Raw genomic sequence first — 13,681 nt, forward strand, 5'->3', positions numbered from 1 at the left:
GCCTCCTTTATTGCTGGAACGGGTAGACGGAGCCCAGTTGCAGAATGCGGGTCAGGGCATCCAGCGCTTCGCGTCCTTCCCGTAAAAGCTGCGGATCGACCAGGTCGGCCTGGGTCAACCGATCGCGATAGTAGCGATCCACCCAGTCATTAAGGGTGTTGAACAGGGTATCGTTCATCATCACCGCCGGGTTAACCGCCCGCTGCTCCTCAGGGGTGAGCACCACGCGCAGGCGCAGACAGGCCGGACCGCCGCCGTTGGCCATGCTTTCGCGCAGATCGAACACCCGCAGCTCGCTGATGGGGTTATCCTCGGCCACCAGCTGATTCAGATAGCGCCAGACGCCAGGATGGTTCTGCGACTCCTGGGGTAGCACCAGCATCATGCTGCCGTCGTCACGGCTCAGCAGCTGGCTGTTAAAGAGATAGGTTGCCACCGCATCCTGCACCGAAACGGCTTCCGTCGGCACCTCAATCGGCATAAATCCGGGCACGCGATCGCCCAGGGCGTGCAGCAGCGCTGACTGGTGAACAAACGCCTGCTCGTGGCAGAACAGCACCTGGCGGTTCGAGACCGCAATCACGTCGTTATGGAACACTCCCTGGTCGATCACCAGCGGGTTTTGCTGGGCAAACATCAGTTGGCCCGGATTGACCTGATTCAGGCGGGCAACGGCCTGGCTTGCGGCCAGAGTCTGACGGGCCGGGTAACGGGCAGGCGCGGGACCTGTTCCCTCATCACGACCATAGACAAACAGTTGCAAACCCGGCTCGCCATAATCGCCGCCAAGACGGTTATGGTTGGCCGCCCCTTCGTCGCCGAACATCGCCACTTGCGGCAGCGCTGTATGGACACTGAACCGGGACTCATCGCGAAAAATAGCCCGCAGCACCTGTTCCGTGGTGCCAGCTTCACTGGCGCGGTGGAACTTGTTGTTCAGGTTCGCCACCGTCAGATGCACTTTTCCGTCGAGGGTATCTGCGGAGGGGGCCACCGTCGCGGCGTTGGCAACCCACATGGAGGAGGCCGAACTGGCGGCAGAGAGCAGCTGCGGCATTTGGGTGCCCGCTTTCTCCACCACCTGCTCGTCGCTGCCGGTAAACCCGAGCTGGCGCAGGACGGCGACGTTAGGCCGCTCCTGCGGCGGGATCACCGCCTGAGGAAAACCCGCATCCGCCAGCGCCTTCATTTTTAACAACCCCTGCTTTGCCGCCAGCCGCGGGTTGGAGATCTGAAAGCGGTGTTTTGTGGAGGCCTCATTGCCGAAAGACAGCCCGGCATAGTGGTGGGTTAACCCCACCAGCCCGTCGAAGTTAACTTCACGCGCTTTCATGACGCTTCTCCCGTGTAAAATCGAGGCCCGGATTCAGCTGCTCCGGCAGGACGATGGCCGGCGTCTCCAGGCTCGCCATCGGCCAGGCGCAGTAATCCGCCGCATACCAGGCGCTGGCACGATGGTTACCGGAGGCGCCCACCCCGCCAAACGGGGCGGTACTGGCCGCGCCGGTGAGCGGTTTATTCCAGTTCACAATCCCGGCGCGCGCCTCCAGCAGCAGCTGGTCAAATTTCTCACGATCCGGGGAGATGAGACCGCACGACAGGCCGTAGCGTGTGGCGTTTGCCATCGCAATGGCCTGGTCAAAATCGTCATAGCGCCAGACGCAGAGCAGCGGACCAAAGACCTCTTCGTCCGGCACACCGCTCACGCCAGTCATCTCGACGATTGCCGGGGTTAATAAAGAGGTTCCCGCCTTCACCAGCCGTGGCTCCAGCAGCGACTGGCCGCCGCGGGCGACATGTTCCCGCCAGGCGTGATAGACATTTTTTGCCGCCTGTTCGGAAATCAGCCCGCCGATAAACGGCTGCTCGCTGGCATCCCACTCGCCCGGCAGCAGCCGCCTGCTCACCTCAACCAGACGGGCCAGGAAAGCATCCCCTTCAGCACCGCGTTTGACCAGCAGCCGACGGGCGCAGGTGCAGCGCTGCCCGGCGGTAATAAAGGCTGACTGGATGGTCAGGTGGACCGCGGCATCGATATCCGCCGGATCGTCAACGATCAGCGCATTGTTGCCCCCCATCTCAAGGGCGAGAATTTTCTCCGGTTGCCCGGCCAGCTGGCGGTGCAGCTGATAGCCAGTTCCGGCGCTGCCGGTAAAGAGCAGCCCGTCAATATCGCTCAGCGCACTCAGCGCCTGACCGGTTTCGCGCCCGCCCTGGACGAGATTGAGCACCCCCGGCGGCAGCCCGGCCTGCTCCCACAGTTTGACCACCGCTTCGCCGCTCCAGGGCGTTAGCTCGCTCGGCTTGAAGATCACCGTGTTACCCGCCAGCAGGGCGGGCACGATGTGGCCATTCGGCAGATGGCCGGGGAAGTTATAGGGGCCAAACACCGCCAGCACGCCGTGCGGACGATGGCGCAGCGTAGCGGCCCCGTCCGCCATCTCGGTACGCTGCTCGCCGGTGCGGGTGTGGTACGCCTTAATTGAAATGGCGACCTTGTTGATCATGGCGGTAATTTCGGTCGCCGCCTCCCAGCGCGGCTTGCCGGTTTCGCTGGCAATAACGCGGGTCAGCTCCTGCTTATTTGCCTCCAGCAGGGTGGCAAATTTCTCCACGATCGCCTGACGAGCGCTGAACGGCAGCTTCGCCCAGCCGGGGAACGCGGCGCGCGCGGCGCGGCACGCCTGCTCAACCTGCCCGGGGCTGGCATCCGCCCCTTGCCATAATCTCTCCTGCCCCACCGGGTTATGTTTGCTGCGAAGTTCACCTTCGCCGGTTACCCAGTCACCGTTAATCCATAAGTTCATACCGTTTTCTCCTCGGGGCACAGACGCACCATGCGAATAAGATCGCCAGCGCAACATTTCAGGGCATCCAGTTGCGCTGCGGTCAGCACCAGACGTTCACATTCGGGGTCCACGCGGATCAGCGTGGCGCGATAGCTGTCATATTGTTCGTTCGCCACCAGGCAGGCCGGAAACTCACCCGGCGCGGGCTGCCCCTCGGCCACCTCCACCAGACGGCTTTTGCGGATCGCCCGCACCCGGTCGATATCACACTCCAGCGTCGGGCCGCCGTCGAAGATGTCGACATAGTTACGGTAGCGGAAGCCCTCTTTTTCCAGCACCGCGCGGGCCGGCGCGGTATGCGGATGGACCTCGCCAATTACCGCCTGCGCCTCGGGACTGAGGAAATGGGTATAGATAGGATGTTTTGGCATCAGCTCGGCGATAAAAGCTTTCTGCCCGGTGCCGCACAGGTAGTCCGCCTTGCTGAACTCCATGGAGAAGAAGCGCTCGCCCAGGCTTTTCCAGAACGGCGAGAAGCCGGTTTCGTCGATGACGCCGCGCATCTCGGCAACCACTTTTTCGTTAAAGCGATCGCGGAAGGCGGCCATAAACAGAAAGCGCGATTTGGAGAGCAGATAGCCGTTGCCCTCTTTGCGCCACTCCGGGTCGAGAAACAGCGAGCAGAGCTCGCTGCTGCCGGTGTGATCGTTACTGAGAAACAGCGTGGGCAGCGCATTGTAGACGTTCAGCTCTTTCGAGGCATGCACCAGGGTGCCCACACGGTAGTTATACCAGGGATCGTTCAGACCTACCGCCACCTCAATGGCGCAAATCCCCGCCACGGTTCCGCTGTCGGTATCTTCCAGCACAAACACGTAGCCCTGTTCGCCTTTCGGCAGCGTCCCTTGCCAGGTCTCGATGGAGCGCTCAATGCGCGCCGAGAGCGTGTTTTCATCAACGGGAAGCGAGGTCAGCCCGCCTCCCGTCTTACCGGCAAGCTGCATGAGGGCGGAGAGATCCCCGCGCTCAATGGGACGGATGACCATCATGATGACACCCCGGACTTCACCTGTTCGCAGGCCAGCGCAAAGCGATCTAACCCGGTCCGCACCTCTTCTTCGCTGACAACCAGCGCAGGCGCGAAGCGCACCACGTTAGCCCCGGCGATCAACACCATCACGCCCGCTTTTGCCGCTTCCTGTGAAATGAGTTTAGCTTTTCCGGCGAATTCATCCGTGAGCACGCAGCCAATCAGCAGCCCCAGGCCGCGAATCTCTTTAAACAGGCCGGTTTTGCTGTTGATGGCCTGAAGACGCTCAACAAACCAGTCGTGACGCTGCTTCACGCCGTTCAGCACTTCCGGCGTGTTGATGATATCCAGCACCTGACCGGCCACCGCCGATGCCAGCGGGTTGCCGCCGTAGGTGGTGCCGTGGGTGCCGACGGTCATCACCCGGGCAAATTTATCGGTGGTGAGCATTGCCCCGACAGGGAAGCCGCCGCCCAGCGCTTTGGCGGTGGAGAGCACATCCGGCGTCACGCCGTAGTGCATATAGGCATAGAGCTCACCGGTGCGGCCGACGCCGGTCTGGACTTCATCGAAAATCAGCACCGCGTTGTGGCGATCGCACAGCTCGCGCAGCCCCTGCAGGAACGCTTTGTCGGCAGGCACAACGCCGCCTTCGCCCTGCATCGGCTCGACGATCACCGCGCAGGTGGACTCATCTATCAGCTCGCTGGCGGACTGTAGATCGTTATAGACCGCGTGGCGGATATCCGGTGGCAGCGGCGCGAAATCCTGGGAGTAAGAGGGTTGCCCGCCCGCGCTGACGGTAAACAGGGTGCGGCCGTGGAAGGCATTTTTAAAGGCGACGATACCGCTTTTATGGCTGCCAAAATTGTCGTGGGCATATTTACGTGCCAGCTTCAGCGCGGCTTCGTTGGCCTCAGCGCCTGAGTTACAGAAGAACACTTTTTCCGCGAAGGTGGCGTCGATCAGTTTTTTCGCCAGGCGCAGCGCGGGCTCGTTGGTGTAGCCATTCCCGGTATGCCAGAACTTTGCCGCCTGGTCGTTCAGCGCCTGACGCAGCGCCGGATGAGCATGTCCCAGGGCGTTAACCGCAATGCCCCCAGCAAAGTCGATATACTCTTTGCCCTGCTGATCCCACAGGCGCGAGCCCTCTCCCCGTACCGGAATAAAAGCCGCCGGGGCGTAAACCGGCATCATCCATTCATCAAAGTTTTCACGCGTAATTGACAGAGACATAGCGACCTCATCCGGTAAATAAAAGGTTGATAAAATGTTAAATATTTATGTGTTTGCCCTGTGAATGTAGATTGCAGCGTTCGTGCCAGCCAGCGATAAAAATGCATAAACGGGAGGGGGTAACGAAATATCAACAGGTTACAACATGGAGTTATTCACTGTTATTGCATAAAAAGTGAATATTTTTACAACAAGCGCAGCTTTACCGAAGGAAAAACAGAAATATTATGCATAGGCCAAATATAATTCTGGAATTGTGATCGCTCGCGAAATTTGTGTAGCTTTTATGCGCCATCGGAGGGCGTAACGCGTCAGAACGGTGCAGAAATTGCACTATCGGCAGGATCTGTTGCAGTAATGGGTGGAACATACGCAGCGGCGGCAGTCAGCGGGAGGAAATTCTGCTACCATCCTTGCACTATTCACCTTGCACTGGCAGCGACTATGAAATTTGTCTCTTTTAATATCAACGGCCTGCGCGCCCGCCCTCATCAACTCCAGGCCATCGTCGAAAAACATCAGCCTGACGTCATTGGCCTGCAGGAGACAAAAGTTCACGACGATATGTTCCCTCTCGAAGAGGTGGCAAAACTGGGTTACAACGTCTTTTATCACGGCCAGAAAGGTCACTACGGCGTGGCCCTGCTGACCAAAGCGGCGCCTGTCTCGGTACGTCGCGGTTTCCCGGGGGATAACGAAGAGTCCCAGCGCCGTATCATCATGGCGGAAGTGCCCTCCCCGCTGGGTAATGTCACCGTGATCAACGGTTACTTTCCCCAGGGCGAGAGCCGCGACCATCCGCTGAAATTCCCGGCCAAAGAGAAGTTCTACCAGGATCTGCAGTCATTGCTGGAAACGGAGCTGCAAAAAGATCATCCGGTGCTGATCATGGGCGATATGAACATCAGCCCGACCGATCTGGATATCGGCATCGGCGAGGACAGCCGCAAGCGCTGGCTGCGCACCGGGAAATGCTCCTTCCTGCCGGAAGAGCGCGAGTGGATGGGGCGTCTGCTGGGCTGGGGTCTGGTGGATACCTTCCGCAACGCCAACCCGGAAACCCACGATCGCTTCTCGTGGTTTGACTACCGCTCTAAAGGTTTTGATGATAACCGCGGCCTGCGCATTGACCTGCTGCTGGCAAGCAGCCCGCTGGCGGAGCGCTGCATCGAAACCGGGATCGACTATGAGATCCGCAGCATGGAAAAACCCTCCGACCATGCCCCGGTCTGGGCGACCTTCGACGTGAAGTAAATGGCTGTACGTCCCGGTAAAGTTCTGCTTATTTGCGCCCTTCTGGGCGCTTTTACCCTTCTTTTTAAGCTACTGCCGCCCGGCACGCTGACGCTGGAAAACCTTCAGGCGCAGCATCAGGCCCTGCAGCTATACTGCCAGCAGGCGCCGCTGAAGAGCGCCATACTCTTTTTCCTTCTCTATGTGCTGGTCACTACCCTGTCGCTGCCGGGCGCCGCGGTGTTAACCCTGCTCGGCGGGGCGCTGTTTGGCCTGTGGCCGGGGATCCTGCTGGTGTCGTTCGCCTCGACGCTGGGGGCCACGCTGGCGATGCTGAGCAGCCGCTACCTGCTGCGGGACTGGGTGCAGCGCCGTTTTGCCGGGCCAATGCGCACGGTTAACGAAGGTGTCTCGCGGGACGGGGCGTTCTACCTCTTTGCCCTGCGCCTGATGCCGCTGTTCCCGTTCTTTATGGTCAACCTGCTGGCGGGGATCGCCCCGATCGGATTGTGGCGCTACTGGTGGGTCAGTCAGCTCGGCATGCTGCCAGGGGCAATCGTCTATCTTAATGCCGGACACCAGCTGGGGCAGATCGCCGCGCTGCGTGATATCCTTTCCCCCGGCGTGGTCATTGCCTTTACGCTACTGGGGCTGCTGCCGCTTATCACCCGCTGGCTGTTCGCCCGCTTTTCCCGCACTTCTTCATAACAGAGAGGCACTATGCGCCGTGTGCGTTTTTGCATGTTGTTAACGGGCCTGCTGATGACAGGACACGCGCTGGCCGATGAGGGCTGGCAGAAAATCAAAGAGGAGGCCCGGGGCCAGACCGTCTGGTTTAACGCCTGGGGCGGCGATGAGGCGGTGAACCGCTACCTGGACTGGGTGAGCGGGGAGATGAAAAGCCACTACGCCATAAACCTGAAGATTGTCCGTCTGGCGGATGCCGCCGACGCGGTGAAGCGCATCCAGACCGAGGCCAGCGCCGGGCGCAAAACCAACGGTTCGGTAGATCTACTGTGGGTCAACGGCGAGAACTTCCGCACCCTCAAAACCGCCGGGCTGTTGCAGACCGGCTGGGCGCAAATGCTGCCTGACTGGCGCTATGTGGATACCGCGAAACCGGTGACGGAAGATTTTGCCATCCCGACCGAGGGAGCCGAGTCTCCGTGGGGCAGCGCCCAGCTGACCTTTATCGCCAGCCGCAAGAGCCTGCCGCAGCCGCTGGCTGACCCGCAGGCGCTGCTGGCGTACGCCACGCAACATCCCGGCACCATCACCTATCCGCGCCCGCCCGACTTTACCGGCACCGCGTTTCTGGAACAGCTTCTGCTGACGCAAACCACCCAGCCGGAGGCGCTGAAACAGCCGCCCGACAGCGCCACCTTTGCCCGGGTGACCGCGCCGCTCTGGACTTATCTCGATAAACTACATCCGTACCTGTGGCGCGAGGGCAAAGACTTCCCCCCTTCACCGGCGCGGATGGATGCCCTGCTGGCCAGCGGCAATTTAAACCTGTCGATCACCTTTAACCCGGCCCACGCCCGGCAGAAAGTGGCCAGCAAAGCGCTGCCCGCAGACAGCTACAGCTTTGGTTTTCAACAGGGGATGATCGGCAACGTACATTTTGTGGCGATCCCGGCCAACGCCTCCGCCAGCGCGGGGGCGAAAGTCGTCGCGAATTTCCTGCTCTCGCCGCAGGCACAGATCCGCAAGGCGGACCCGGCTAACTGGGGCGATCCCACTGTGCTGGATCCACAAAAACTCCCGGCGGCAGCGGCGGATAAATTGCGCCAGTTTATGCCGACTGAGCTTCCGCCAACGCTCGCTGAACCACATGCCGCCTGGGTGAATGCGCTGGAGCAGGAATGGCTGCGTCGTTACGGCACCCACTAAGCGGGCTTGCCTGGCTGCTGATGGCGGCGGTGTACCTGCCGCTGCTGCCCGCCTTCGGCCTGCTGCTGCCCCCGATCTTCTCCCTTGATAACTGGCGGGCGCTGGCCGCCGATCCGCAGATCCCGCAGGCGCTGGCCGCCACGCTGGTTTCCACTCTGATTGCCGCCGCCGGGGCGCTGATGCTGGCCCTGGCGGTGGTGGCCGCGCTGTGGCCCGGCAGCCGCTGGCGACGCCTGTGCAACCATCTGCCGTGGCTGCTGGCGATCCCCCACGTGGCGTTTGCCGTCAGCGTGCTGCTGATATTTGCCGAAGGGGGAGAACTCTACCGCCTCTGTTCTCTCTGTTCACCGATAGTGGATCGCTACGGGATCGGGCTGGGGCTGACCCTCGCCGTCAAGGAGAGCGCCTTTGTGGTCTGGGCGATTTACGCCTCGCTGCCGGAAAAAGAGCTGGCGCAAAAGGTGACGATCCTGCGATCGCTGGGTTACGGACGCTGGCAGGCGCTGCGCTGGCTGATCCTGCCCGCCATTGCGCCTGCTCTGGGGGCTGTGATGCTGGCGGTGATCGCCTGGTCGCTGTCGGTGGTGGATGTGGCCCTGATCCTCGGGCCGGGTAATCCCCCCACCCTGGCGGTGCTGGCGTGGCAGTGGCTGACGCAGGGGGACAACGTCCAGCAGGCCAAGGGGATGCTGGTGTGCGTGATCCTGCTTCTGCTGCTGGAGCTGATTGCCATCGCGATATTTATCAGCTGGCGGCGCTGGCGAACCACCATTCCGGCCATCTCCGGGGAGCGCCCGATGCCGCGTCCGCTGCTAACAGGGCGAGCCTGCGGCCTGCTGCTCCCCCTGGCCGGGATCGCCAGCATCGCGGTGCTGGTTCTGGTGGCGGGCAATGCCAGCGTTTCGCGGGAGACGGCCGGGGTGAGTCTGACGCTGGGGCTGCTCTCAGCGGGGATAGCGCTGGGGATGATCCTGCTCTGGCTCGAATGGGGCCCGCAGCGCGGGGGATTCTGGGTCTGGCTGCCGCTGGCCCTTCCCGCCCTGCCGCTGGTGGCCGGGCAGTACCGGCTGGCGCTGCTGTTGCAGCTGGACGGGCAGTTTGTCGCCGTGCTGTGGGGACATTTACTGTGGGTGCTGCCGTGGATGCTGCTGGTGATGCAACCGGCGTGGCGCAGGCTCGATCCGCGCCTGATCCTGACAGCCCGCACCCTCGGCTGGGGATCGCTTAAAATTTTCTGGCTGATCAAATGCCCGCAGATGATCCGCCCGGCACTGACGGCGTTTGCCGTCGGCTTTTCCGTCAGCGTGGCGCAGTATCTGCCCACCCTGTGGCTGGGTAGCGGACGGTTTGCCACCCTCACCACCGACGCGGTGGCGCTCAGCAGCGGCGGCAGTAGCGCGGTGCTGGCAGCCCAGGCGCTCTGGCAACTGCTGCTGCCGATGCTGATTTTCGCCGCCTGCATTTTGCTTTCCCGGCTGGTTGGCCGTTTTCGACAGGGGTTACGTTAATGCTTGTGGTTAAGGATGTTTCGCTCTCTCTGCGTCAGACGGCGCTGCTGCACAACGTCAGTTTTTCGGTGCCACCCGGTGAAATCCTCACCCTGATGGGCTCTTCCGGCAGCGGCAAATCGTCGCTGTTTGCCTGGATGGTAGGTGCCCTGCCCGCTGATTTTCGCGCCGAAGGGGAGCTGTGGATCAATGCCCGGCGCTGCGACACGCTGCCCACCGAACAGCGCGGCCTGGGTCTGCTGTTTCAGGATGCACTGCTTTTTGATCATTTCAGCGTCGGACAGAATTTGCTGCTGGCGCTTCCGGCGTCCATCAAAGGGGAGCAGCGTAAACAGCAGGTAATCGCGGCGCTGGATGCCGCCGATTTGCCCGGTTTTTTTCAGCGCGATCCCGCCACGCTGTCCGGCGGGCAGCGCGCCCGGGTCAGCCTGCTGCGCGCCCTGCTGGCCCGGCCCCAGGCGCTGCTGCTTGATGAACCCTTTAGCCGACTGGATAAAACGCTGCGCGACCAGTTTCGCCGCTGGGTATTTGCCGAAGTGCGCGCCCGGCGCATTCCCGTCGTTCAGGTGACCCACGATGAAGAGGATATCCCTGCTGCGGGTCGGGTGCTGGCGATGGAGAAGTGGCAATGAATCCCATGGCAACCTGCGCAAACGCAACGTTTTTTGTCGGGAGGATTGCCACAATCACCGCTCTTTTTTCTTACGACGGGCATTTCGATGAAACGTGTTTCTCAACTGACCGCGCTGACCGCCGCGTTAGGTCTCGCCTCTTTCTTCTCTTTTGCCGCTGATATGGCGCCTTCCCTCACGCTCAAAGAGCTTCAGCAGCAGAAAGGCGCGGTGATCGATACCCGCATCAGCGCCTTTTACAACGGCTGGCCCCAGAGGCTGAACGGCCCATCCGGACATGAGCCTTCGGCTCTTAACCTCTCTGCCAGCTGGCTGGGTGCCATGTCTGAGGCGCAGCTGAAAGCCTGGGCCATGCGGCATCAACTGACGCTGACCACCCCCATCGCATTATATGGCAGCGAGAGCGATAACCAGGCCGTGAAGGCGCGGCTGACTGAGGCAGGCTTCAGCCACATCACCCTGCTCGGTGATGCCCTGCAAACCTCGTCTCGCCTGCAGCGTCTCGCCCATTTCGAACAGCTGGTCTATCCCCAGTGGCTGCATCAGCTCCAGCAGGGAAAAACGGTCCCTGCCGCCCCTGCCGGCGAGTGGAAAGTGATTGAGGCCGCCTGGGGTGCGCCGAAATTTTATCTGTTGAGCCACATTCCCGGCGCGGACTATATCGACACCAACGAAGTGGAAAGCGAGCCGCTGTGGAACAAGGTCTCTGATGCCGATCTGAAGGCGATGCTGGCGAAACACGGCATCCGCCATGACACCACAGTGATCCTCTACGGACGCGATGTCTACGCCGCCGCGCGCGTGGCGCAGATCATGCTGTATGCCGGCGTGAAAGATGTACGCCTGCTGGACGGCGGCTGGAAAGCGTGGGATGACGCGAAGCTGCCGGTCGAGCGCGGCACGCCCGACGATGTCAAACCCGCCGCCGACTTTGGCGCGCCGATCCCCGGTCAGCCGCAGCTGATGCTGAGCACCGAACAGGCCCGCGGCCTGCTGCATCGTCAGGACGCTTCGCTGGTGAGCGTTCGCTCGTGGCCGGAGTTTACCGGTGTCACCAGCGGCTACAGCTACATCAAACCTAAAGGGGAGATCCAGGGCGCCCGCTGGGGCCACGCCGGAAGCGACTCGACCCATATGGAGGATTTCCATAACCCGGACGGCACCATGCGCAGCGCGGATGATATCGCCAGGATGTGGAAGCAGTGGAACATTCTGCCGGATCAGCAGGTGGCCTTCTACTGCGGCACCGGCTGGCGGGCATCAGAAACCTTTATGTATGCCCGGGCGATGGGCTGGAAACATATCGGCGTCTATGACGGCGGCTGGTATGAGTGGAGCAGCAACCCGCAGAACCCGGTAGTGGCTGGGGAACGCGGGCCAGACAGCTCGCGGTGATCACGGCTGGCGCTGAACCTCCTTCAGCGTCAGATACCCGCTCCAGATGCGCGTTGTGGTGGTGAGCCAGCACAACGCGCCAAACACCCACGCCAGCCACCCGAAATGCGCCGGGAACAGGCAAAAGAGCACGAACAGCAGCAGCGTTTCCGTCCCCTCCGTCAGGCCACCCAGATAGTAAAACGACTTGTGGGCATAGCCTGGATTGTCTATCTCATGCTTCGCGGCCAGGGCAGCAAACGCCAGAAAACTGCTCCCGGTGCCGATAAAGGCAAACAGCAGCCAGGCGGCAGGCAGCGCATTGTTAACCGGATCCGCCAGGGCAAAGCCAAAGGGCACCAGGGCATAGAAGAGGAAATCAAGGGAGATATCGAGAAAGCCTCCGGCATCGCTCAGCCCGCGCCGCCGGGCCAGCGCGCCGTCCAGCCCATCGAGCAAGCGGTTCAGCGCAATGGCCACCAGCGCCGCCAGGTACCAGCCCAGCGCCAGAAACGGCAGCGCCAGTACCCCGATGGCAAAGCCCATCAGCGTAATACCGTCCGGGGTGATGCCCGGTTTATCCAGGGTTGCGACCAGCCGGTTGAGCAGCGGCTTGATGCGCGGATGAAGGTGGCGGTCAAGCATCCTGTTTTTCTCCTCTTATCGCGCACAACCCCTGGGAGGGGATATCCAGCGCCGCGTTAAAGCGGGCGGATAAATTCTGAAAACCAATCAGCGCCGTCATCTCGGTAATCGCCTCGTCATTGAAGTACTGGCGCAGCGCCGCTTTGGTGGCCTCATCCACCACCGGCGGCGTGGCGGTAACGGCTTCCGCATAGGCCAGCGCGGCGCGCTCCTTATCGCTGAACAGGCTGCTGTCGCGCCATGTCGCGACGGCCTGCACCTTATCCAGCCCGCCGCTGCGTTCCGCCAGGCGCAGCGCGTTGGCATCGATGCAAAAGGCGCAGTGGCAGATCTGCGAGACGCGGGTCATCAGCAGCGAACGCAGTACCAGCTCAAGGGGCGATTTTTTGCGTTCCAGAAAGCCTACAAACAGCGCTACCAGCCAGAACAGCCGGGGCATTCTTCCCCACCAGCGCAGCGGATTAAGCACTGCGCCATAATGTTTTTTCTGCATTGCCGCGACAGGCGTTAGAATGGTGGGAATGGATTCGATGGGTTTAACCCAGACGGGTGGTCTCTCGTTCACAGGATGCTCCTGGCGTGTTAAGTGCGCAGATCCTAACTCTTTTTCTTTTATTCATTATTGACGACCATGCTAAAAACACTCGATGTTGTCTGCGCTATTCTCGAACGGGATGGCAAAATTTTACTGGCGCAACGCCCGCTGCATGCGGATCAGCCCGGTCTGTGGGAGTTTGCCGGGGGAAAAGTGGAGGCGGGGGAAACCCAGCCCGCGGCATTAGTGCGTGAACTGCGCGAGGAGTTGGGCATTGAGGCCTGCCCCGCAGAGTATATCGCCAGCCATCAACGGGAAGTGTCCCAGCGACTGATTAACCTACACGCCTGGCACGTCGCGGAATTCACCGGCACGCCGGAAGCGCGCTATCACAGCCAGCTGGTATGGTGTTCACCGCACGAGGCGCTGGATTACGACCTCGCCCCGGCAGATATCCCTTTGTTACAGGCGTTTATTCTCTTACGCGACGCCACACCAGCGGATTCGTACTCAGGGCGTTAGGATCGCGCTGGCACTGCAACAATACCCCCTCGGCTTTTACCACCGCCCCTTCTGAATAGTTCTGATCCTGATAGATACAGCACTGGTTACACGGCGGTGGACGCTGACCGCTGGAGCTGAAGATCTCCGGCGGGATATTCACATCCACCCCGGTTCCAAACCGCTGATCGGCCTGACTGCCAGCCGCGAAAACCCCAAGCAAAACAGCCATCACAATACGCTTCATCGACGCTTCTTCCTGTTATGTCCTGATATTCACTATAACGGTAAAAACAGCGCGAAGC

The 13,681-nt window shown here is 61.2% G+C and carries 14 protein-coding genes; 7 read left to right on the top strand and 7 right to left on the bottom strand.

Translation table 11 applies throughout. The features are described from left to right. Positions 1-7 precede the first annotated feature (7 nt). From astB to astC, 4 genes are read right to left on the bottom strand one after another with little or no spacing between them, the layout of a single operon-like run. The gene (gene astB / locus ACOKCT_RS00180) at positions 8-1,333 is read right to left on the bottom strand and encodes an N-succinylarginine dihydrolase (RefSeq protein WP_103179278.1); all 1,326 of its coding nucleotides are present in this window, start codon (positions 1,331-1,333) and stop codon (positions 8-10) included. Continuing rightward, complete coding sequence (astD, locus tag ACOKCT_RS00185) at positions 1,320-2,807, bottom strand: succinylglutamate-semialdehyde dehydrogenase (protein WP_420193030.1); 1,488 nt, start codon at positions 2,805-2,807, stop codon at positions 1,320-1,322. Before astD ends, astB begins: the two co-directional genes overlap by 14 nt. Further along, a complete protein-coding gene (gene astA, locus ACOKCT_RS00190) occupies positions 2,804-3,838 on the bottom strand; it encodes an arginine N-succinyltransferase (RefSeq protein WP_420193031.1) in 1,035 nt (344 codons plus the stop codon). Before astA ends, astD begins: the two co-directional genes overlap by 4 nt. Next, positions 3,835-5,055, bottom strand: coding sequence for an aspartate aminotransferase family protein (astC, locus tag ACOKCT_RS00195; protein WP_103179275.1), 1,221 nt, complete (start codon positions 5,053-5,055; stop codon positions 3,835-3,837). Before astC ends, astA begins: the two co-directional genes overlap by 4 nt. Positions 5,056-5,499: 444 nt before the next feature. Between astC and xthA the strand changes: the two genes are divergently transcribed. The 6 genes from xthA (at position 5,500) to ACOKCT_RS00225 (ending at position 11,716) form a co-directional block, all read left to right on the top strand. Continuing rightward, a complete protein-coding gene (gene xthA, locus ACOKCT_RS00200; RefSeq protein WP_156654345.1) occupies positions 5,500-6,309 on the top strand; it encodes an exodeoxyribonuclease III in 810 nt (269 codons plus the stop codon). Then, entirely contained in the window at positions 6,310-6,996 is a 687-nt protein-coding gene (locus ACOKCT_RS00205; protein ID WP_420193032.1) for a TVP38/TMEM64 family protein, read from the top strand. 21 nt (positions 6,997-7,017) lie between these two features. Beyond that, entirely contained in the window at positions 7,018-8,181 is a 1,164-nt protein-coding gene (locus ACOKCT_RS00210; RefSeq protein ID WP_420193167.1) for an ABC transporter substrate-binding protein, read from the top strand. Next, positions 8,154-9,689 (top strand): thiamine ABC transporter permease, encoded by a 1,536-nt coding sequence (locus tag ACOKCT_RS00215; protein WP_420193033.1) that lies wholly within the window; start codon positions 8,154-8,156, stop codon positions 9,687-9,689. Before ACOKCT_RS00210 ends, ACOKCT_RS00215 begins: the two co-directional genes overlap by 28 nt. Then, complete coding sequence (locus tag ACOKCT_RS00220) at positions 9,689-10,321, top strand: ATP-binding cassette domain-containing protein (protein WP_263950933.1); 633 nt, start codon at positions 9,689-9,691, stop codon at positions 10,319-10,321. The genes ACOKCT_RS00215 and ACOKCT_RS00220 overlap by 1 nt, the downstream gene beginning before the upstream one ends. An 87-nt stretch (positions 10,322-10,408) precedes the next feature. After that, positions 10,409-11,716 carry a sulfurtransferase gene (locus ACOKCT_RS00225; protein WP_103179269.1) on the top strand — a complete coding sequence of 436 codons (1,308 nt, stop codon included), beginning with the start codon at positions 10,409-10,411 and terminating at the stop codon, positions 11,714-11,716. Here ACOKCT_RS00225 and ACOKCT_RS00230 read toward each other — a convergent pair whose 3' ends face one another. Together ACOKCT_RS00230 and ACOKCT_RS00235 are read right to left on the bottom strand one after the other, a co-directional pair. Continuing rightward, on the bottom strand, positions 11,717-12,340 hold the full coding sequence (locus ACOKCT_RS00230) for a CDP-alcohol phosphatidyltransferase family protein (protein WP_103179268.1): 624 nt from the start codon (positions 12,338-12,340) through the stop codon (positions 11,717-11,719). Next, positions 12,333-12,833 carry a carboxymuconolactone decarboxylase family protein gene (locus ACOKCT_RS00235; protein ID WP_420193168.1) on the bottom strand — a complete coding sequence of 167 codons (501 nt, stop codon included), beginning with the start codon at positions 12,831-12,833 and terminating at the stop codon, positions 12,333-12,335. The genes ACOKCT_RS00230 and ACOKCT_RS00235 overlap by 8 nt, the downstream gene beginning before the upstream one ends. Positions 12,834-12,971: 138 nt before the next feature. On the opposite strand from ACOKCT_RS00235, the gene ACOKCT_RS00240 reads away from it, so the two are divergent. Next, a complete protein-coding gene (locus ACOKCT_RS00240) occupies positions 12,972-13,397 on the top strand; it encodes a pyrimidine (deoxy)nucleoside triphosphate diphosphatase (protein WP_103179267.1) in 426 nt (141 codons plus the stop codon). Here the strand turns inward: ACOKCT_RS00240 and ACOKCT_RS00245 are convergent. Continuing rightward, on the bottom strand, positions 13,348-13,623 hold the full coding sequence (locus tag ACOKCT_RS00245) for a YnjH family protein (RefSeq protein ID WP_114387331.1): 276 nt from the start codon (positions 13,621-13,623) through the stop codon (positions 13,348-13,350). The genes ACOKCT_RS00240 and ACOKCT_RS00245 overlap by 50 nt on opposite strands. Between the last annotated feature and the right edge of the window lie 58 nt (positions 13,624-13,681).

The organism is Leclercia sp. M-A074-M (assembly GCF_965195605.1).
In the GTDB taxonomy this organism is placed as follows: domain Bacteria; phylum Pseudomonadota; class Gammaproteobacteria; order Enterobacterales; family Enterobacteriaceae; genus Enterobacter.